The sequence below is a fragment of the Collinsella sp. TM05-37 genome (assembly GCF_003436455.1).
Taxonomy (GTDB): Bacteria; Actinomycetota; Coriobacteriia; order Coriobacteriales; family Coriobacteriaceae; genus Collinsella.
Window position 1 is genome coordinate 243,935 of the sequence record NZ_QSPN01000001.1, and the last position, 20,837, is coordinate 264,771.

At 61.0% G+C, this 20,837-nt stretch carries 14 protein-coding genes; 2 read left to right on the forward strand and 12 right to left on the reverse strand.

Annotated elements, in window-relative coordinates; all coding sequences use genetic code 11:
- Positions 1 to 153: 153 nt before the first annotated feature.
- The 11 genes from DXD48_RS01035 to DXD48_RS01085 form a co-directional block, all read right to left on the reverse strand.
- Positions 154 to 975 (reverse strand): HAD family hydrolase, encoded by an 822-nt coding sequence (locus DXD48_RS01035; protein ID WP_117563635.1) that lies wholly within the window; start codon positions 973 to 975, stop codon positions 154 to 156.
- Positions 976 to 1,186: 211 nt separating this feature from the next.
- Complete coding sequence (locus DXD48_RS01040) at positions 1,187 to 2,467, reverse strand: MFS transporter (protein ID WP_158548899.1); 1,281 nt, start codon at positions 2,465 to 2,467, stop codon at positions 1,187 to 1,189.
- Positions 2,468 to 2,703: 236 nt separating this feature from the next.
- A complete protein-coding gene (locus tag DXD48_RS01045) occupies positions 2,704 to 4,152 on the reverse strand; it encodes a glycoside hydrolase family 1 protein (RefSeq protein ID WP_117563637.1) in 1,449 nt (482 codons plus the stop codon).
- A 647-nt stretch (positions 4,153 to 4,799) separates the two neighbouring features.
- Positions 4,800 to 6,239 (reverse strand): PTS transporter subunit EIIC, encoded by a 1,440-nt coding sequence (locus DXD48_RS01050; protein ID WP_117563638.1) that lies wholly within the window; start codon positions 6,237 to 6,239, stop codon positions 4,800 to 4,802.
- Between the two features lie 118 nt (positions 6,240 to 6,357).
- Positions 6,358 to 7,203 (reverse strand): PRD domain-containing protein, encoded by an 846-nt coding sequence (locus DXD48_RS01055; RefSeq protein WP_117563639.1) that lies wholly within the window; start codon positions 7,201 to 7,203, stop codon positions 6,358 to 6,360.
- A 248-nt stretch (positions 7,204 to 7,451) separates the two neighbouring features.
- Positions 7,452 to 8,036, reverse strand: a complete 585-nt coding sequence (locus DXD48_RS01060) for a histidine phosphatase family protein (RefSeq protein WP_117563640.1) — start codon at positions 8,034 to 8,036, stop codon at positions 7,452 to 7,454.
- Positions 8,037 to 8,278: 242 nt separating this feature from the next.
- Entirely contained in the window at positions 8,279 to 9,580 is a 1,302-nt protein-coding gene (mobB, locus tag DXD48_RS10345; protein ID WP_117563641.1) for a molybdopterin-guanine dinucleotide biosynthesis protein B, read from the reverse strand.
- A gap of 4 nt (positions 9,581 to 9,584) precedes the next feature.
- Positions 9,585 to 10,640 carry a GTP 3',8-cyclase MoaA gene (moaA, locus tag DXD48_RS01070; RefSeq protein ID WP_233502285.1) on the reverse strand — a complete coding sequence of 352 codons (1,056 nt, stop codon included), beginning with the start codon at positions 10,638 to 10,640 and terminating at the stop codon, positions 9,585 to 9,587.
- Positions 10,641 to 10,874: 234 nt separating this feature from the next.
- Positions 10,875 to 11,912, reverse strand: coding sequence for a hypothetical protein (locus DXD48_RS01075; RefSeq protein ID WP_117563642.1), 1,038 nt, complete (start codon positions 11,910 to 11,912; stop codon positions 10,875 to 10,877).
- Positions 11,913 to 12,127: 215 nt separating this feature from the next.
- The gene (locus DXD48_RS01080; protein WP_199407865.1) at positions 12,128 to 14,035 is read right to left on the reverse strand and encodes an ABC transporter ATP-binding protein; all 1,908 of its coding nucleotides are present in this window, start codon (positions 14,033 to 14,035) and stop codon (positions 12,128 to 12,130) included.
- On the reverse strand, positions 14,019 to 15,839 hold the full coding sequence (locus tag DXD48_RS01085) for an ABC transporter ATP-binding protein (protein WP_233502286.1): 1,821 nt from the start codon (positions 15,837 to 15,839) through the stop codon (positions 14,019 to 14,021). The genes DXD48_RS01080 and DXD48_RS01085 overlap by 17 nt, the downstream gene beginning before the upstream one ends.
- 260 nt (positions 15,840 to 16,099) lie before the next feature.
- Here DXD48_RS01085 and DXD48_RS01090 point away from each other — a divergent pair, with 260 nt between their 5' ends.
- Both DXD48_RS01090 and DXD48_RS01095 read left to right on the forward strand, forming a co-directional pair.
- The gene (locus tag DXD48_RS01090; protein WP_117563643.1) at positions 16,100 to 17,446 is read left to right on the forward strand and encodes an MATE family efflux transporter; all 1,347 of its coding nucleotides are present in this window, start codon (positions 16,100 to 16,102) and stop codon (positions 17,444 to 17,446) included.
- A 64-nt stretch (positions 17,447 to 17,510) separates the two neighbouring features.
- On the forward strand, positions 17,511 to 18,350 hold the full coding sequence (locus DXD48_RS01095) for a MerR family transcriptional regulator (protein ID WP_233502298.1): 840 nt from the start codon (positions 17,511 to 17,513) through the stop codon (positions 18,348 to 18,350).
- A 58-nt stretch (positions 18,351 to 18,408) separates the two neighbouring features.
- Here DXD48_RS01095 and ligA read toward each other — a convergent pair whose 3' ends face one another.
- Positions 18,409 to 20,637, reverse strand: coding sequence for an NAD-dependent DNA ligase LigA (gene ligA, locus DXD48_RS01100; protein WP_117563645.1), 2,229 nt, complete (start codon positions 20,635 to 20,637; stop codon positions 18,409 to 18,411).
- Positions 20,638 to 20,837 lie beyond the last annotated feature (200 nt).

Below are 20,837 nucleotides of genomic sequence, written 5' to 3' on the forward strand. Positions count from 1 at the left end.
GATGAGAATATCTAAAAACCCATCGGTGGTTAGAAGCATGATGTTCTGACGACCATATTTGAATTTGCGCGCAGATTTTAGGTATCAATTCGCCCAAATCGCCTGAGGCCACCGCAAAGGCGCCTGCCCCCTTTGTGGTAGTTCCCCCCCCCGCTACAGCAGATGTTCCTCAATAAAGATCGCGATGCCGTCTTTGTCGTTGCTGGCGGTTACAAAATCGGCGGCGGCGCGGGTGGCGTCGCTGCCGTTTGCCATAGCCACGCCCACGCCGGCGTCAGCCACCATGCAGGTGTCGTTATCGGCATCGCCAAACACGCAGATGTCCTGGAGATCCATGTCGTTGAGCTCTGCCACGCGCACAAGGCCGCGCGTCTTGGACACGCGCGGATCCATGAACTCGTAGAGCCGCTGCGTGGTTTGCAGAGCCGCCGCCTTAACAGTGTTATCGGCAAACGTCGACGCCCGCTCAATCACCCGCGGCATTACCTCGGGCGCCATGGTAAACATCACCTTGGGCTGCGGCTCGCGCAAAAACTCGGCAAAATCGACCACCTGGTAGGGCACACCGTCGACGCGCGACAGGTGCTCGACGCACGCGTTGCTCTCGGGTACGTAGAACACGCCGTCTCGGGGGCAGACGGGCGTTGCCGGAAGGTCCGCCATGTGCTTGCAGATGCGCGCGATGGTCTCGCCCGGCAGCGGATAGCTCAGCTCGTTGATGTCGTGCGCGCGGTCGATGACCTCGGCGCCACCGCAGCCCACCATCACGTCCACCAGGCCTTCGATGCCCCAGAGCTCGTACATGGCCTCGGTCGCGTGGGCGTCGCGCCCGGTGCACAGGCCAAAGAGCACGCCGCGCTCGCGCAGGGCGCGAATCGCCGCCACGGTGCGCGGTGACACCGTGTGCTGGCTCGTGAGCAGCGTGCCGTCGATATCGCAGAACACGGCTTTGATATGGCTGAAGGTGGCGTCCATGGGGGCCTTTCTGAGTTGTGCGGCGGTGTGGGGTGTATTCGCAAACGGCGTACATGGTATACCAAGGCACAGGCGCGGCCCGTCAAAGCAAAAACCACCACAAAGGTGCCTGGCCCCCTTTGTGGGGGAAGTGGCGTTTGTGGGCCAAACCATCACAACATTCGATGTTTTTCGGCAAAATCGCGATTTTCATCGAATGTTGTGATGGTCTTTACTGCCTTGCGGCACGATCAAAATGCCGGCGCCCAAACAGCAGCAACGCCGCGGGGACTGCCGTCACGACCATGCCTGCTCCGATGAGCGTCTGCTGCACGCCAAACGTCGCCGCCAGCCACGGAGCAATCGCCAGCGGGGCCACGCCAGCGAACATATTGCCAAAGCCCATGACCGAATTGACGCGACCAAGCTGCTCGAGCGGCGCCGTCGTCTGCACGATGGTGTTGTGGAGCGGGTTGACGACACCCCAAGCTATGCCCAGGGCGACCTGACCGACAAGGGCCACACCCACGTACGGCGTCCCCACATAGAGCAGGCTTCCCAGGCCCACGGACATAAGTGCCACGAGCAGCGTTTTTAGGTTGACCAAGTGCGGCGGCAAGCGGAGCGCGAGCACGGCACCCAGTACCGCGCCCACGCCCGAGGCCGACGAGAGCCAGCCCATCCACTCAACGCCGACGCGTAGGACATCGCGATAGAAAAACGACTCGAGCGGATCGAAGGCTCCGTAGCCAAAGTTCGAAAGAAAAATGATGCAGAAAAGTAGCGCGAGGACACTGTTGGTGAAGACTGTCTTGATGCTGGCTGCGAAGGTGGCGCGGGTGGATGTGCTGGGGTTGGAGCTTTGTCCCGCACGCTCCCCTTCCTCCGCCGAATCGGCATCCGCATCCCCGGCGACATGGCTGGTCTGCGGCCTAAAGCCCCAACCGGCGATGAGCGCCAGCACGGTAAAGAGCATCATGAGAACAAACACCGCGCGCGACGACGCAGCAGCCGCGACAAAGCCACCCAGCGTGGGGCCAACGATGATACTCACGTTTGAAAACATGGCGATGGCGGAGTTGATGTCTTTGAGCTCGACAGGATCGTCGGTGAGGTAGGCCGGATAGGACGTGGCGATAGGCTGGGCGAATCCCATCACAAAGCCCAGAAACACCGCGCCGAGCAGGACGACGCCGGTCGCGCTACCAAAGGCGATGATTGCCGTGCCAGCTGCAAGAGCGCCGATGATGCTCAGCAAGAAATGGCGGCGCGGACCCCAGGCGTCGAGCGCAGCGCCACCCGCAAAGGATCCCAGGATCACGAAAACGTTCATAAACAGAACGGCCAGCGATGTCGCCACGACTGAGGCATCGTCTGCATAGGTGAGCGTTCCGATGACGCCGATAAAATAACTGGTCTGAAACCCGGTGTAGATGAGAAAGCGCATCGCCACCAGCCGCTTGGCCTGCACGGACAGCGATGATTGAGGCTTTGAGAAAAGAGATGCGAGCATGGAGACTCCTTGTTTCATACGAATACGGGCGGTGGGCATTCGCCACCGTCTGTCAAATCAATCTATCCGCATGAAACATTAAGGACGCATCAGGACCCTTCTCTCCGTTTTTCGCCCGTCATGAACTACTTGGTAGATTGTAAGGCATGTCCCACACATCTACCAAAGCAAAAACCACCACAAAGGCGCCTGGCCCCTTTGTGGTGGTTGCGACGTTTACGCTGGTTGAGACTTGGCTAGGCCAGGTCGGCGCCGTTGGTGGCGATGACCTTCTTGTACCAGAAGAAGCTGTCCTTGCGGCTGCGGGCGAGCGTGCCGTTGCCGTCGTTGTCCTTGTCGACGTAGATGAAGCCGTAGCGCTTCTTCATCTCGCCGGTCGAGGCGCTCACCAAATCGATGCAGCCCCACATGGTGTAGCCCATCAGGTCCACGCCGTCCTCGATGGCAATCTCCATCTGCTTGATATGCTCGCGCAGGTAATCGATGCGGTAGCCGTCGTGAATCGCACCGTCCGCCTCGACCTCGTCCACCGCGCCCAGGCCGTTCTCGACGATCATCAGCGGCACCTGGTAGCGGTCGTAGACCTCCTCCAGGTAGTAACGCAGGCCCTCGGGGTCGATCGCCCAACCCCAATCGCTCTTCTTGAGGTACTCGTTGCCGGCGCCACCAAAGATGTTGCCCTGCTCCAGCAGCACCGGGTCAGCCGTGGCCGTGGCGCTCATGTAGTAGCTAAAGCTGTAGAAGTCGACCTTGCCGGCGGCCAGCGTGGCGGCGTCCTCGGGCGAAACCTCCACGTGCACGCCTTCGCGGCGCCACACGCTGGGCGCCCACGAGGGATACGCACCGCGCACCTGCACGTCGCCGCAGTAGAAGTTCATCTCGCGCTGCTGCTTTTGTGCGGCCAGAACGTCTGCCGGATTGCACGTGTGCGGGTAGCAGGCGTTGCCGGCGATCATGCAGCCGATCTTGTTCTGGGGATCGATCTGATGGCCCATGGTGACGCACTTGGCGCTCGCCAGGAACTGATGGTGCAGGGCATCGAAGCGCGCCTGCGGGTCGTCCCAGTCGCAGTCGCCAAAGGCCATGGGCGTGTCGGTTGCCTCGGGCACCATGCCGCCGCCCATCACGCCGCCAAAGCCGCCCATGAGCAGGCAATTGATTTCGTTAAAGGTGAGCCAGTAGCGCACCAGGCCCTTGTACTCGGTCATGACGGTGCGGGCGTAGTTGAGGTAGAAATCGATGAGCTTGGGGTTCTTCCAGCCTCCGTAGTTTTTGGACAGACCATAAGGCAGCTCATAGTGGCTAAGGGTGACCATGGGCTCGATGCCCTGCTCCTGACAGGCCTGGAACACACGGCGGTAGAACTCGATGCCGGCCTGGTTGGGCTCGGCCTCGTCGCCGTTGGGGAAGATACGGCTCCAGTTGATGGACATGCGGTAGCACTTAAAGCCCATCTCGCCAAAAAGCTTGATGTCGTCGAGATAGTGATGGTACATGTCCACGGCCTCGTGGCTGGGATAGTGGTACTGGGGCAGAATGCCGTCGGTAATGTGGCGCGGCTCGGAGACCGTGCCGCCGGTCATGATGTCGGGAACGCCGAGGCCCTTGCCGTCCTCGTTGTATCCGCCTTCGCACTGATTGGCGGCAGTGGCACCGCCCCACAGAAATCCATCGGGAAAAGCCATGTTGGCTCCTTTCGTACGTGTTGGGATGTTGCGTGGACGCCGAAGCGGCGTCCACGAGGTAATTTGCGTCCCGATCGGAGTTCGCGTTGAGTCGGCCGCCACGAAACCGGCCCATCTACTACGTTTAGTCGTGAACCCCCGACCACGCCGCAATTGTCAAAAATAAAACCGCAGGTAGACGGCTTGGCGGTTTTCGAAAAACCACCGTGTGGTTGGCCCCTACCACTTAAACGTAGTAGATAGGCCGGTTTCGTGGCGAGGCATGTTGCGGGACGCGCACGGACCGACCCATCGAAACTATGCCGGCTTAAGATATGCGGACGGAGCTGACGGAGACGACGTTTGCCCAGATAAAACCGACCAAAATAAACCTGTCCCTTATTGGCAGGTTCAAAACCATGCCGGTTTACGGGGCAGAACCAGTGCCCCTTGAGCATGCCAGAAACGGCAAGGACAAAACCGCAGGTAGGAGGCTTGTCAGTTTACGGAAAAACGGGGTATGGTCAGCACTCACCGTTTCAGCCCCGTAATCCGGCATGGTTTTGATTTTGGGCAGTCGCTCGGACGAGCGCATGGCATCTAGCCCCTTTGAAAAAAACCGGCGGGGCCCCCCCCGCCGGCTTGGTACCGAGTCTTTGTCGTTTGGGCTACTTGGCAGCCTCGGGCTTGTAGGTGGCAAACTCGATCGCAAAGCCCACGGCGGCACCCACGAAAGAGGCAACGATAGCCCAGATCATGTGGTTGATGCCGTTAACACCGGAGGGGTCGATGAAGGACAGCCAGTTGAAGACGCCCAGACCACCGGACATGTACACCACGGCGCCGGAGAGACCAATGATGAGGCCGCCCACAGCAGAACCGATGCTGGCGTTGATGAAGGCCTTCTTATCGGGCAGGGCGACACCGTAGATAGCGGGCTCGGTGACACCAAAGAAGAAGGCGGAGATCATGGCCGGCAGCGCGATACCGCGGAACTTCTCGTCCTTGTTCTTGAGATACATGGCGAAGAGCACGGCGCCCAGCGAGAAGGAGTGGGCGATAACGGAGCCCAGGATGTAGTCGTGGCCCAGAGTGGACAGGTTGACCAGCGCGATGGGCACGAGCGACCAGTGGAAGCCAAAGATGACCAGGCACATCCAGAAGGCACCGACGAGGGTGCAGCCCAGGAGGGAGCCGATCATGGGCAGGCCAAACAGCAGCGCGAAGAACTCACCAAGCAGGTTGGTGATGAGCGTGGCGATGGGGCCAATGACCAGATAGCCAAGGGTGACGGTAACGGTGACGACGATCAGCGGGGTGAAGAACATCTTCATAGAAGCGGGCATCCACTTCTTAACCCAGTGCTCGAGGGTGGAGCCAAACCAGACCATGAGCAGGATGGGGATAACGGAGCTGGTGTAACCCGAGGCAGGCATGATGAGCGGCAGGCCCAGGAACGTGGTGTACCAAGAGAAGGTGCCAGCAAAGCCGAGCTCGACGGAGCCGACAACCTCGCCCGAGGTCAGGGCAACCATGGTGGGATACACCAGGGCAAAGGCGATGGCCATGCCGTTGAACTCGCTCATCTTGAACTTCTTGGCCGCGGTAAAGCCAAGCACCACGGGCAGGAAGTAGAACATGCCGTCAGCGACGGTGTAGAGCAGCGTGTAGGCGCCGTCGTTGGCAAAGCTCGGGACCAGGAAGGTAGCGAGCGCCAGCAGGCCCTTCATGATACCGGCAGCGGCGAAGGTGCCGAGCATGGGGGCGAAGATGCCCGAGATGAGGTCGCTGATCACATCGGTAACGCCCTTGGGAGCGGCATCGTCGTCATCGGCGTCGACGGCGCCGCCGTCGCTAAAACCGCCGGCCTTGAGAACGGCGTCGTAGACGTCCTCGACGATGTTGCCCACAACAACCTGGTACTGGCCGTTGGCGTGCATGACCTTGATGACGTTGGGCAGCTCGGAGATTGCCTCGTCATTGGCCTTCGACTCGTCCTTGAGCTTAAAACGAACACGGGTAATGCAGTGTGCGACGCATTTGACGTTGGACTTGCCGCCAACCAGCTCTACGATCTGGGCAGCAAGATCGTCGTATTTACCTGCCATGATCTGTCCTCTCTTTTCCAAATTTCGACAAAAATATCCCCTACCGCGAGCCGGTACCTTGCCCGCAGTTAGAAACCAAAAAGAATTGTTGCGATTGCCGCCGGGCTGGCGGCTTTACTCACTCGGTCTGCGAAGCCGATCGCAGACGGTTGATATGCATCATCAGATACAAGAGCTCCTCGTCCGAGCAGCTCTGCTTGAACTCTTTCTCGAACACGCGGTTGATGGCGTACGCACACTGGTAGGCCTCGGGAAAATCGCGGGCGGCCTGCATAAACAGTGAGGAGTTCTCGGTCTGCGTGCAGCTGCCCTTAACAAGGCGGCGAACCAAAAAGCGCAGGTGCGCAAGAAAGCGAATGTAGCAGTACGACGCCGTGTCGAGCGAGCAGCCGAGCTGCTTTTCCACGGAATGGGTTACCTCGTCAAGCACGCGGGTGCTCTTCATGATGAAGTCCATGTCCTTGGCGCGGCCCATGCCGTCGACCTCGGCGTTAACGATGTGGAGCGCGATGCTCGTGGCCTCGTTCTGACCCAGCTTGGCGCCGGTGTGCTTTTGCACGATGGCGAGCGCGGCCTGACCGATTTCGAGCTCACGCGGGTAGATGAAAGCCACCTCATGCTCGAGCGGGTTGGGAGCGCTGATCTGGTCGTCGTCGCGCTGAACGGCAAACTGCAGGTGATCTGCCAGGATAAAGGGCAGGCCACCGGACAGCTTGCAACCAAGCTGCTGGGATGCGAAGCAGGCAATGTCGCTTGCCGCGAGCAGAACGTCGTCGGGAAGTGTGCCGACCATATCCTGCAGGCTCTCGGGAACGTTATAGAATTTGCGCTGGATGAGCGACTCATCGGCAAGCTCGTAGGGCATCTCGTGAAAACCGATGCCCTTGCCAAAGACAACAACCTCTCGGCCGTCATCGCTGGCGGCGAGAGCAACGTTATTGTTGATCTTCTTTAAAATGAGCATGAAAAAACTCCTCGGACATCGGCGCTAGACGACGGGGCGATATTCCTCGTCTTCTATTATGCGCAAGTGATGCCTCCAGAGGAGTAACAAACTTGTGAGCACGTGGGCGATTGTAGGATGAAACTTGCATGCAGCGTAAGCCCCATTGGTGCGAAAGTCCGCTGAACGGTAGGAAATCGCCTGTAAACGGCAAAACCACCACAAAGGTGCCTGGCCCCTTTGTGGTGGTTTTGGCTGATGCCCCGATGTTACTCGCGCGGGGTGCCGTAGGGGTTGTACAAATCTGCAAGAGCAAATGTGCCGGTAGTAGCATCAAAGTCGAGTTCGAGCACACAGCAGTTGCCAATGCGGTGCTTCATCTTGAGCGGCTCCACGCCCACGCCGCGCATGACCTGAGCCGCTGCGGCGCCATGGCTCACGCACAACACGCTCTCATGTCCAGGGCGCTGCATGAACTCGGTGATGGTCGCCATCATACGCTCGCGAAACTCGACTTCGCCCTCGCCGTCATACTGCTTGTAAAAATCGCCGTACGGCAGGCGCGGATTCAAATCCTCGCTCGCGCCCTCAAATTTGCCAAAGTTCCACTCCTTAAGGCCCTTGACGCGCTCGTAAGGCTGACCGGGGAACGCAAGCTCAAGCGTGTCGCACGCACGCTCGGACGTCGAACTGTACGCATGGTCAAACGTAAGGCCACGCCCTCGCAGGGTCGCACCGACAGTTTTAGCCTGCTCGATTCCCAGCTCGGTGAGCGGCGAGTCACACCAGCCCTGCTTGCGACGAAGCAAGTTAAAGAGCGTTTGACCGTGACGCATAAAGTACAGTTTTGACATGAGGCCTCCGTGATCGCAATCGTTTGTCAGCGATTATGACACCTTGAGCTAACTTTAAGTCAAAGCTTTTTTGCAAAAACCACCACAAAGATGCCTGTCCCTTTTTGGCATGTTATGGCAGCGCAGCGAGCCGGTTCCAAGTGTCCCAGGTCGCCCCGAAAGAGGAGCGACGCGTACTTTGGTACGCGAGCGACGGCTTGAGGGGCGAGATGGGGTGCTTGGGGCCGGCGCAGCGTCAAGCCTTAAAGGTGGTCTTGGATGAGATCGCAGATGGCTCGGGCGTCGTTGATGTTGATGGCTCGGGTCGCAAAGCCGGCGTCGAAGGCCTGACGCGCCAGGGCTTCGTTGCAGGCAAGGGCCAGCGTGTGACCGTCGACCAGGTCGAGCGAGCTCTTGCCGCGCAGACGGTCGACACCGGAGCGCGCGACGACGATGTTGTCGAAGCCCTCGGTCTTGTAGCCCTCGATGATCACCACGTCGACATCGTTGTAGCGCGACAGCAGCTCGCGCGCGGGCATCTCGTCCTCCTCGCGCGTGTCGGCGTACTCCGCCCAGCGCGTGGCGCAAATGAGCCCCACGTGCTTGGAGCCAGCCTGGTGATGGCGCCACGTATCCTTAGCGGGAACATCGATATCAAAGCCATGGTGTCCATGATGCTTGAGCGAACCCACACGCAGGCCGCGGCGCGTGAGCTCGGCGATGACCTTCTCGACGAGCGTGGTCTTGCCCGAGTTTTGGTAGCCGATAAACGCGATCGCGGGGACAGCCGGAGCGGGAGCTGCGGGCGCGATGGCGGCAGGTGCGCTTGCGGGTGCGTCGCCCGCGGCTCCCACGGCCTCAACAGCAGCGGCCTGACGCTCTGCGCGATCCCACACGCCCGAGCGGCCGCCCTCCTTGTGCAGCAGGCGCACGTCGACGATCTCCATGCCGCGATCGACGGCCTTGCACATGTCATAGATCGTAAGGCACGCGGCACTCGCGCCGGTCAGGGCCTCCATCTCGATGCCGGTCTTGCCCGTCACGCCGGCCGTAACCAGTACGTGAAAGCCAACCTGCCCATCCGTGCGCGCCGGCGCCCAGCCCTCGGGCACGTCCTCGGCCGGCGTCCCCGCCGGAGCGATGGGCGCAATGTCGCACTTGCTCTTGGTAATGAGCAGCGGATGGCACATGGGGATGATGTCGCTCGTGCGTTTGATGGCCATGATGCCCGCCACGCGCGCGCAGGCAAGCACGTCGCCCTTTTTGGCGCGGTCCTGCAGCACCATGGCCTGCGTCTCGGGATGCATGAGGATGGTGCCCTCGGCGATGGCAATGCGATGGGTCTCGGCCTTGTCGGACACGTCGACCATGCGAACCTCGCCCTTGGCGTCCACATGCGTCAGCTCGTCGCGACGGGCGTCGCGGGCGGGCTCGGTGACAGCGCTGGCAGTCGGCTGCGCGGGCACGGCGGCGTTGCCAGCATTCGCTGCAGCCGTGACTTTGTGGGCAGACATCGCGGCCCTGCGAGCGGCCTTGGTGGCATCGGCGTACCTGCTCTTGGCCATATGATCATCCTCCGATTTGGGACATAAATCGTTGCGTGCCCTCAATTATCGCGTGTTCCTGCGGTTTGTGGGCCACGGCATCGCGCCAAATCGAAAGTACCTGCATATCATCACCACGGCGCAGCGCTTCACGCACCGAATACTCAGCATCGCTGAACAGGCACGGACGCACGTTGCCATCGGCCGTCAGGCGCAGACGGTTGCAATTCGCGCAAAAATGGTTGGACATGGCGCTAATGAAGCCGACCGTTCCCGCCGCACCCGGAAAGTGCCAGTAGCGCGCAGGGCCCGCGCCGGCAGGAGCGTCGTTGATGTCGAGCGGCTCGAGCTCGGCCAGCCCCGTCGCGGCGACCCCGGTATTGATGCGCGCCCGCAGTTCGTCGCTCGGCACGGTATCGCTCGCGTCCCACAGCTCGGGATTGAGCGCGGGCGCATGCGGGTCCACAGCGCAATGCGAGCTCGTACGCTCGTCGCCGATGGGCATGTACTCGATAAAGCGCAGGTGGATGGGGCGGTCGACGGTCAGCCGCGTAAGAGCCGCCACATCCTGGTTGAGCCGACGCACCACAACGCAGTTGACCTTAACGGGCTCAAAGCCCCAAGCCAGCGCCGCGTCGATGCCGGCCATGGTCTGTTCGAGCCGGCCCAGGTGCGTGATCTTTCCAAAGAGCGTAGGGTCGAGCGTGTCGAGCGAGATGTTGACGCGATTAAGCCCCGCGTCTTTGAGCTGCGGCGCCAGCTTGGGCAGCAGGGCGCCGTTGGTGGTAAGCGAGATGTCCTCGATCTGCGGAATCGCGCGGATGTCGCGAATGAGCGGGATAATACGGCGGCTGACCAGCGGCTCGCCACCCGTCAGGCGTACGCGGCGAATTCCCTCCCCCGCCACCAGGCGCACAAAGCGGGCGATTTCCTCGGCGCTGAGCAGCTCGTCGTGCGCGCGGGGCGCCACGCCATCGGCCGGCATGCAGTAAATGCAGCGGAAATTGCACTTGTCGGTAACGGCAATGCGCAGGTAGTTGATATCGCGACCAAAGCCGTCATGTTGCACGTGCCCGTCCACGCAGCCTCCCCTCACGCGGCGTTTTATTCTTCGGAAAACATAATACCGCACGAGAGAATCATGCCGACACCCGTACGACAGGACAGGTCGCTTCGAGCAAAACGGACTTTCCAAGCCCATCCTCAGCATACAAACCATCACAACATTCGATGCTTTTTCCGATTTTGGCGAAAAACGTCGAATGTTGTGATGGTCTGCCTGCCCACAGCACCCCGTAGAAGGGCCAGAACGCCCCTAAAGGCCACCACCCCAGTGTCGAATCACGAATTCTCGCAGGTCGTTTTGACGTTTCTGGAACGCTTCGCTTCGGTCGCACGTGAGACCCATAGCGAGTGCGATGGCGTTCACCGCCCGGTGCAATTGCAGCTGGTGGGCAAACTGAGTCCCGGTGAGGACGATCATCCTAAAGCCCAGCGCGCTCAGCACGGTCATACGCTCCGCATCCGACGCGCTGCGCTGTTTATCAAGATGGTCCGAACCGTTGTATTCAATTCCCGTACCGCTCGCAGGCGCATATACGTCAATCTCGAAATACCCGGCCTTAGCGAGATACTTGAACTCGCTGGGAACATCGACCCGATGGTTGAGCTCGATCTTGGCGTATCCCAGCCCTCCCTGGGAACGTTTTGCTACGACCATGATTGCGGTGGCCGTCTCCATGGGCGATCGCGCGCCATCGTGCACGCGTTTGAGCACGGCGGCCGCGCGTATGGCCCCCTGACGAGATCGATTCTCATCGCAATAAGCAATCAAGTCGGCAACGGTATACCTCTGCCCCATCTCGATATAATCGTCTGTCGACAGATGATTCAAATGGTATCGGGCGCAGATTTCATACCCATATTCCAGCTGCTCGGGCTCGCTCATCCACGAACCCGCTTGGACAAAGCACATGACCTCATCAACCACTAGAAGGCCCTCTGCCACCTCAAGAAGATGGTCTGGAGGTACCGGTGCCCCAAACACGTGGCACCTAAATCCAGCCGGCGTCGAGCGCTCAAAATCGAAGTTGACGAGCGTGTCGATATGACCGAGCTCTTCTCGTGGAATACCAAGCGAAACCAGATAGTCGGTAACGATCCCAACTGCCGCTGAAGCCCTCAGCCCCTTGACATCGAGTCCCAATTTGGACAGGCTCGCAGCCGGCTCCGCCTCGCTAGCAAGCGAGTCCTCGTCGTATAGGCTGCTTGCTCGCGAGAGCGGCTCGGACGGGCGCGCCACGTTGTGGTACAGCCAAGCAGTCTTATGGGACAGGACGATCGGCAGGTCCATGAGCCCTCCAATGGAGTCGGATAACCAACCTTATTCCCCTGCCCACGGGTCCGCACACCTTCGTGCGCAAGAAAGCGATTCCGCCCGATCGAGTGGTAGAAAAACCATCGCAACATTCGATGCTTTTCCCGTTTTTGGCAAAAAACGTCGAATGTTGTGATGGTTTGAGGCGAGGTGAGGGGCACGGAAGGGCCAAAGCATCGTGCTCGAACGGGTTAATCCAACTCTTTTAAGCCATGCGCCAGCTGCCAGTACTCGCCGTGCTGGGCGAGCAACTCTTCGTGGGTACCGCGCTCGATGATGCGGCCGTGTTCGAGGACCATGATGGCGTCGGCGTCGCGGACGGTGGACAGGCGGTGCGCAATCATAAACGTGGTGCGTCCGCGCATGATGCGGTCCATACCGCGTTCGATGAGCTTTTCGGTGCGCGTGTCGATAGAGCTCGTGGCCTCGTCCAAGATGAGCACGGGCGGGTCGGCAACAGCCACGCGCGCAATGGCGAGCAGCTGGCGTTGGCCCTGCGACAGGTTGGCGCCGTCGGCCGTAACCGGTGTGTCGTACCCTCTAGGCAGGCGGCGGATAAACGAATCCGCGCAGGCTGCCTCGGCTGCGGCGCGCACCTCCTCGTCAGTCGCGTCGAGCTTGCCAAAGCGGATGTTCTGCGCAATGGTGCCGCTAAACAGGTGCGTGTCCTGCAGCACAATGCCGAGCGATCCGCGCAGGCTGGCCTTGGCAATGTGCTTGACGTCAATGCCGTCGTACGTGATCTCGCCGTCATCGACCTCGTAGAAGCGGTTGATGAGGTTGGTGATGGTCGTCTTACCTGCGCCTGTGGAGCCCACAAAGGCGATCTTTTGCCCCGGTTTGGCAAACAGGTTGAGGTCCGTGAGCACACGGGTGCCCGGCACGTAGGAAAAGTCCACGGCATGGAAGCGCACGTCGCCGGCGAGCGGGACCAAGCCGCACGTGAGCTCGGTGCCGTCGGCAGCCACCGCACGGCCCGACTCATCAACGGCAGCCACATCATGCAGGTGCCCGTACGCGCCCACGCCCTGGCCCTCGGGAATCTTCCATGCCCACGCGGCGTCGCCCGTCTGCACCAGCTCCACGCAGCCCTCGTCCACCTCGGGCTCAAGATCCATGGCGGCAAACAGGCGCTCGGCTCCGGCCAGCGCGTTGAGCAAGAAGTTGCCCAGCTGCGTAAACTGATTGATGGGCATGGCGGCCTGACGCACAAAGACCAGGTAGCTTGCGAGCGCACCTACATCGGCCAGACCGTTGATGCAGAGCATGCCGCCTGCCACCGCAACGATGGCGTAGTTGGCATAGCCGATCACCACGGTCATGGGCACCATCGAGTTGGCGTAGGCCTGCGCGGCACCACCGGTGCGGCGCAGCTCTTGGTTGCGCGCGTCAAAACCAGCCACGTTGGCCTGTTCGTGATTAAAGACCTTGATGACCTTTTGGCCCGAGACCATCTCTTCGATATATCCGTCCAAATCGCCCAGCGACGCCTGTTGGGCGGCAAAAAAGCGCTTGGAACGCATGCCCGAGTAGCGCGCGTACAGCACAATGGCCACATCGCACACGAGCGTGATAATCGTGAGCTGCCAGTTGAGGATGATGAGCATGGCCGTGGTGCCGACCACCTGGATGCTCGCCTGAAACACGTTGGCAAAGCTGTTGTTGAGCGCCTCGGAGACGGTGTCGACGTCGTTGGTAAAGAAGCTCATGATGTCACCCGAGCGCGTGCTGTCGAAGTAGCTCAGCGGCAGCATCTGGATGTGCGCAAACAGGTCGCGGCGGATATCGGAGACCACGCGCTGGGCCGCGCGCACCATAATCTGTGAGTAGCCCAGAGCCGAGAGCACGCCCGCGGCGTAGATGGCAGCGGTAAAGATAACCTGCTTGGCGAGCAGTTCCTCGCCGCCCGTTGCCAAACCGTTGACGATGGGGCGCACCATGTAGGTACCGGCAAGGCTTGCGATGGCGGCCACAGAGGCAAGCACACCCACTACGAGCAGCGAGAACTTGGCATGCCCCATGTAGGAGAGCAGGCGGCGAAGCGTCTGCGCCAGATTGGCGGGACGGGCCTGAGCGGATGTCTTAGGCACGATGCTCATCTCCTTTCGCAGCCTGAAGCGATCCACTGGGGCCAGAGGAAGACAGGGCATTTGCGCCATCCACGATGCCCGCATCCCCCGCAAACTCCATCTGCGAGGCGTAAATCTCCTGATAAATGGCATCGCCCGCCAGCAGTTCCTCGTGCGTGCCCACGCCGTGGACACGACCGTCGTCCAACACCACAATGCAATCGGCATCCATGACGCTCGCAATGCGCTGCGCAATGACAATCACCGTCGTGTTGGGAATCTGAGCGATATGCTCGCGGATCTTGGCGTCGGTCGCCATATCGACCGCGCTGGTCGAATCGTCAAAGATGAGCACACGCGGATGCTTGAGCAATGTACGCGCGATGCACAGGCGCTGCTTCTGCCCGCCCGAGACACCGGCACCGCCCTGGCCCAGATAGCCGTCCAGCCCGCCGATGCGATCGAGGAACTCATCCACGCACGCCGCGCGGCAAGCCGCGAGGAGCTCATTGTCCGACGCCTGTGGATTGCCCCACTGCAGGTTCTCGCGCACGGTACCCGTAAACAGCACGTTCTTTTGCAGCACGATACCCACGGCGTCGCGCAAGGTAGCCAAGTCGTAGTCGCGCACGTCGTGTCCGCCCACAAGCACGGTGCCCTCGGTGGCGTCGTACAAGCGCGCAATCAGCTGCACAAGCGAACTCTTGCCCGAGCCCGTGCCGCCGAGCACGCCCACCGTGGAGCCTGCTTCAATGCAAAGGTCAATATGCTCGAGCACATCCTCGGCTGCATCCGCGCGGTATTTAAAGGAAACGTCGCGAAACTCGATGCTTCCGTCGGCCACCTCGTGCACGGCAGCGGCAGCGTCGGGCGCCTGGATAAGCGAACGCTCGTCGAGCACCCGCGAGATGCGTTCCACGCTGGCAAGTGCGCGCGTGAGCAGCAAAAACACGTTGGAAATCATCATGAGCGAGTTCATGATCAGCAGCACATAGCTCATAAAGCCCGTGAGCGAGCCCACGCCGAGCTCGCCGGCAAGAATCATGCGCCCGCCGATCCACAGAATGGAAAGCGCCGCCACGTACATCGACAGCTGAAACACCGGCAGGTTGAGCACGGCGTTGCCAAAGGTCTTCGTCGCGGTGCGCGCAAGCTCGGTATTGACGGCATCGAACTTGGCCTCCTCGTGCTCGGCACGCACGTACGCCTTGACGGCGCGCACGGCGGTGAGGTCCTCCTGCACCACACCGTTGAGATGGTCCATCGAGGTCTGCAGCTGGCGGTAGAGCGGACTGACGCGATAGGTGATAACGCCCAGCACGATCGCCAGCACCGGCAGGATGATCGCGAAAACGGTGGCGAGCGGACGCGACAGCACCAGCGCATAGACCAAGCCGACGATGAGCGTCACGGGACCGCGCACCATGGGGCGAAAGCCATTGCCGATGGCATTTTGGATGACGGTGATATCGGTAGTCATGCGGGTGACGAGCGAGCTGGCGTCGTAGTTATCCAGATTGCCAAAAGCGAGCGTCTGGATCTTGCGGTACTCCGCCTCGCGCAAGTTAGCGCCCAGCCCCGAGGCGACGCGAGCAGACGTGCGTGCATAGCCCAAGCCAAGTACCAGCGAACATGCGGCGCATACCAACATATACGTGCCCTGCAACAGCATGTAGTTGATGTCGCCCGCGGGCACGCCCACATCGATGATATTTGCCATGATGACCGGGATAAACAGCTCGAGCGCCGTCTCTGCCGTCACAAAGAACACGCCGAGTATGGCATCGCGGCGGTATGCCCCCAGATAGGAAAACAAAATCTTGAGATTGCGCACGCAGGTTCATCCCCCATCAAACGTTGTTCGCAAACCCAGGTATTATGGCGCGCCGTGCATCGGTGTCAAGTGCTCCGAAATCGATTTCTGCAATGCTAGTGCAGGCGCCAAGCTCGCAGGACGCGCCCCTGTATTCAATTGGAAATGAACGCGAGCGTGACTTTTTTCTCCCCGCCGCCAACACAAACCTTGACTCTACAATCGTTGTAGGGTTTTCACTACACTGGTACGTAAACAGACCAAGCCAGAAAGCCCCGCCCATGGAACACGACCTCACACGCGGCAATGTCCTTAAGACCATCGCGGTCTTTGCCCTGCCCTATATGCTCTCGTACTTTTTGCAGATGCTCTACGGCATGGCCGATCTGTACATGATGGGGCAGTTTAGCGGCGCTGCCGGCATCACCGCCGTGGGCAACGGCGCACAGACGCTCTATATCATTACCGTGACGCTCGTTGGTCTGGCCATGGGAACGACGGTCATCGTCGGCCACGCCGTGGGCTCGCGCCGCTTCGATCGCGCCGAGACCGCCATCGGCAATACCATCACGCTCTTTATGGGTGTCTCGGTGGTACTGGCCGCTGTCCTGCTCGCGCTTTGCCCGCAGATCGTGGCGCTCATTGGCACTCCCGCCGAAGCCGTCGAAGGCACTGCCGCCTACCTGCGTATCTGCTTTGTCGGCATTCCGTTTATTGCCGCGTACAACATTCTTTCGGCCATCTTTCGCGGGCTGGGCGATTCGCGCTCGCCTATGTACGTGATCGGCGTGGCATGCATCATCAACATCGCGCTTGATTTTCTGTTTATCGGCCACATGGGGCTCGGCCCCGTGGGCGCCGCACTCGGCACGGTCATCGCACAGACGGCCAGCGTTGCCCTCGCGCTCGTGTGGCTCAAGAGCCGTCGCACAAACATCCACGTTAAGCGCAGCGACCTGCGCCCCCAGCCCGAGGTGCTCGGCAGCATTCTTAAAATCGGCGTGCCCGTGGCTGTGCAGGACGGCTGCATCCAGGTGGCGTTTATGTTCATCACCGTCATCGCCAACCACCGTGGGCTAGTCGACGCCGCCGCCGTGGGCCTAGTCGAGAAGATGATCAGCTTTTTGTTTATCGTGCCGAGTTCCATGGGCGCTACCGTCAGCGCGCTCACGGCGCAAAACGCCGGCGCGGGCAAGGGCGACCGCGCGCGTCAGGTACTCAAGGACGCCATGACCATCTCGGTGGTGTACGGCTGCCTGATCACGGTGCTGATGTGGCTGGTGGCGCCGGCGTTTATCGGCTTTTTTGCCAAGGACGCTGCAGTAGTCGCCGCCGGTACCGGCTATATGCGCAGCTATATTTTCGACGCGATCTTTGCCGGCATCCACATTTGCTTTAGCGGCTTTTTCGCTGCGTATGGCAAGAGCTACATTGGCTTTGCGCACAACGTGCTGGCCGTGGTGCTCATTCGCGTGCCCGGCGCATGGCTGCTGTCGAACGCCTATTCCGACACGCTGTTCCCCATGGGCATCGCCTCACCGTGCGGGTCGATTCTGTCGGCGGGCATCTGCGTGATTGCATTTACCGTGCTCAACCGGCGCGGGGCTTTTGACAAGCTGGTGGCGTAGCGGGGCGACGCGGGCCTAGCGCCTCTCCCCTGTTTTTACCGAAAGGAGTGGTCCTGTGACCGACATGCCAAGTGAACACACCGAGGGCCTGCTCCGCATTGGCGAGGTGGCGCGCCTGCTCAATTTAAGCGTGGGCACACTGCGTCATTACGAGCAGATGGGGCTGTTGGAGCCGGCATATGTCGATCCGGCAAGTGGGTACCGCTACTACGGATCGCGGCAGCTCTCCACCCTCAACACCATCGGCAACCTGCGCGTTCTCGACTTGCCGCTGGCGCAGATTCGCGAGTTTGTCACTACGCGCGATATGGATTTGATACAACGGCAACTGACCAAGCAACAGGAGTTAATTGAGCACAGGCGGCGTGAGTTGGAGCGCATGTCGCGCAAGATTGACCAGCGGCTTGCCTTGCTTCATGGCGCTTTGAATGCTGATCTCGACACCATTAGCGAAATCGAGGAACCCGAACTTCGCTGCGCCACGCTGCACGAGCGCGTCAATCCCACCGACGCCTATTCGCTGGGATGGCATATCCGCCAGCTTCAGCAGGGGCAGCACGAAACCTTTGCCTATCTGGGCAATCTGGGTGTGGGCATCGCGCCCGAACGCCTCGCCGCCGGCGACTTTGATGGCTACGACGAGGTCTTCCTGCTGCTCGATGACACCGATGAGTACTTGGGCGATGTTGAGACGCGACCTGCCGCGCGCTGCCTGACCATAAGTTTCCGTGGCACGCACGGACAAGCAGCCCCTCGCTACGAGCGGCTGCTCGGCTACATGCACGAACACAACCTGACGCCCGCCGGCCCCTCGCGCGAGATCGCCCTCATCGACGACATCATCAGCGACGACCCGGCAACCTACGTGACGCAGATCACGGTGCCCGTTTCCCCGTCCAAATAAAATCCGCCCGAAAGGTATCATGCTTTCCGGGCGGATCTTCAATTTGGTTATCGATGCGCTAAGCCCGGGGCACCTCGCCAGTAGCCAAGATCCGCTCGAGCGCATCCTCGTCCAGTACGGGCACACCCAACTGCTCGGCTTTGGTGAGCTTGGAGCCCGCTTTGGGGCCGGCGACCAGATAGCTCGTCTTCTTCGACACGCTGCCCGAAACCTTGGCGCCAAGCACCTTGAGCGCCGCGCCCGCCTCGTCGCGAGTGCGGTTGACGAGCGTGCCAGTCAGCACAAACGTCAGGCCCGCGAGCGGCTGGGTGTCGGCGAGCTCGCCTGCCACGCCAGCGTCGGCTGCGGCTTGCGCATGAGCGGCGCCCAAGTCGACCTCGAGCGACAGGCCCGTCTGACGCAGGCGCTCCAGCACGGCAAGGTTCTCGGGCACGGCCAGGAACTGCTTGACGCTCGCCGCAATCTTGGGACCGATGCCCTCACACTCGGCGATGTCCTCTTCGCTCGCCAAGATGAGCTTGTCAATCGACAGGAATCGCTCGGCGATAACCTCGCCCACACTCTTGCCCACATGGCGGATGCCCAGGGCAAACAGCACGCGACCGAGCGGCTGGCTCTTGGACTTGTTGAGCTCGGCGATGATTTTCTCGGCCGTCTTGAGGCCCACCGGAATGGGGTCGCCCTTCTTGACGCCCTTTTTGCTGTTGGAGCTGGCGTACACGCGGCCCGTGTCCAGGCCGGCGATGTCGTCGACCGTGAGCTGGTAGAAGTCCGCGACATCATGGATCAGACCGGCGGCGATCATCTTGTCGACGATCTCGTCGCCCAAGCCGTCCACGTCCATACAGCCGCGACTCACCCAGTGGAGCAGGCGCTCCTTGAGCTGCGCGGGGCAATCAATGGACACGCAGCGGTAGGCCACCTCACCGTCCTCATGGACCACGGGGCTACCGCACACGGGGCAGACCTCGGGCATCTGCCAGTCAACGCTGTCGGCCGGGCGCTTGTCGAGCACGGGGCCCACGACCTCGGGAATCACGTCGCCTGCCTTGTGCACGATGATAGTGTCGCCCTCGCGCACGTTTTTGCGGCGGATCTCGTCGATGTTGTGCAGCGTGGCGCGCGCGATGGTGGAGCCGGCGACCGTCACCGGGTCGAACTCTGCGACCGGCGTGAGCACACCGGTGCGACCCACCTGGATGCGAATTTCGCGCAGGACGGTCTGCTTTTCCTCGGGTGGGAACTTAAAGGCAATGGCCCAGCGCGGTGCGCGGGCAGTAAAGCCCAGGTCGAGCTGCTGCTGGAAGCTGTCAACCTTTACGACCACGCCGTCGATGTCGTAGTCCAGGTCACCGCGATGCTCGAGGGCCTGGGCGCAGAACTCGTGGACCTCGGCCGGCGTGGCGCAACGGGCAACGTTGGGGTTGACGCTAAAGCCAGCGCTACGCAGCCAGTCCAGAAACTCGCGCTGGCTGTGGACGTGCAGCGGATCGGTATCGGCGATGGCGTAGATAAAGGTGGCCAAGTCGCGACGCGCCGTGACCTTGGGGTCTTTTTGGCGCAGGGATCCTGCAGCGGCGTTGCGCGGGTTGGCAAAGGGGCCACGGCCCTCGGCATCGGCCTCGTCGTTCAGACGCACAAAGCTGCCCTTGGGCATGTAGACCTCACCGCGTACCTCGATGGTACGTTCGCGGTCGATGCCCATGTGGGCGAGCGCCGGCTCGGACAGGTGCATGGGCACATCCTTGATGGTACGGACGTTGAGCGACACGTCCTCGCCCGTGGTGCCATCGCCACGTGTAGCGGCGCGCACAAAGGTGCCGTTTTGGTAGGTAAGCGCCACGCCCAGACCGTCGATCTTAAGCTCGCAGGTATAGGTGACGCTGCCGGCACCGAGCGCATCCTCGGTGCGCTGGAGCCATGCGTCGAGCTCGTCCAGATCCATGGCATCGTCCATGGAATACATGCGCGCCATATGCGTGACCGGCGTAAACTGCTCGCTCACGTAGCCGCCCACGCGCTGGGTATAGCTGTCGGGCGTCACCAGGTCGGGGTAGGTCGCCTCGATCTGCTGCAGCTCAACGAGCATTTTGTCAAAGGCGGCGTCCGTGATCTCGGGCGCATCGAGCATGTAGTAGCGATAGGCGTGGTAATCGAGCTCGTGGCGCAGCTCGGCCGCACGCGCTGCCGCCTGGGCACGGGCATCGGCCGGTGCAGCGGTATCCGTGCTCGCGGGCGTTTCGGTATCGATGTCCACGCCGTCACCAAACAGGCTCGATTGCTCCATAGCGGCACTCCTTCGCTCGATTTCAAACGGATACAAGAGTACCACCGGTCACCATGGGGCCGAATAGCGGTCTCAAACCGCACCGAATCGGCAGCCATCAAACTGGAGTGGATCGCGCGTTCAAACCATGCCCTTGCCGTTTCTAAATGATCCGTTTTCCTCCGTCTCCAAGGGATCATCGCGAAAAGAGGGGCTGTCCC

What these genes read in the sequence shown, in the direction of transcription:
- DXD48_RS01090 (WP_117563643.1), top strand. Translation starts at nt 16,100, where the DNA reads ATGGAACACGACCTCACACGCGGCAATGTCCTTAAGACCATCGCGGTC.
- ligA (WP_117563645.1), bottom strand. Translation starts at nt 20,637, where the DNA reads ATGGAGCAATCGAGCCTGTTTGGTGACGGCGTGGACATCGATACCGAA.
- DXD48_RS01045 (WP_117563637.1), bottom strand. Translation starts at nt 4,152, where the DNA reads ATGGCTTTTCCCGATGGATTTCTGTGGGGCGGTGCCACTGCCGCCAAT.
- DXD48_RS01055 (WP_117563639.1), bottom strand. Translation starts at nt 7,203, where the DNA reads ATGCTCATTTTAAAGAAGATCAACAATAACGTTGCTCTCGCCGCCAGC.
- DXD48_RS01040 (WP_158548899.1), bottom strand. Translation starts at nt 2,467, where the DNA reads ATGCTCGCATCTCTTTTCTCAAAGCCTCAATCATCGCTGTCCGTGCAG.
- DXD48_RS01050 (WP_117563638.1), bottom strand. Translation starts at nt 6,239, where the DNA reads ATGGCAGGTAAATACGACGATCTTGCTGCCCAGATCGTAGAGCTGGTT.
- DXD48_RS01035 (WP_117563635.1), bottom strand. Translation starts at nt 975, where the DNA reads ATGGACGCCACCTTCAGCCATATCAAAGCCGTGTTCTGCGATATCGAC.
- DXD48_RS01060 (WP_117563640.1), bottom strand. Translation starts at nt 8,036, where the DNA reads ATGTCAAAACTGTACTTTATGCGTCACGGTCAAACGCTCTTTAACTTG.
- mobB (WP_117563641.1), bottom strand. Translation starts at nt 9,580, where the DNA reads ATGGCCAAGAGCAGGTACGCCGATGCCACCAAGGCCGCTCGCAGGGCC.
- DXD48_RS01080 (WP_199407865.1), bottom strand. Translation starts at nt 14,035, where the DNA reads ATGAGCATCGTGCCTAAGACATCCGCTCAGGCCCGTCCCGCCAATCTG.
- DXD48_RS01095 (WP_233502298.1), top strand. Translation starts at nt 17,511, where the DNA reads ATGCCAAGTGAACACACCGAGGGCCTGCTCCGCATTGGCGAGGTGGCG.
- DXD48_RS01075 (WP_117563642.1), bottom strand. Translation starts at nt 11,912, where the DNA reads ATGGACCTGCCGATCGTCCTGTCCCATAAGACTGCTTGGCTGTACCAC.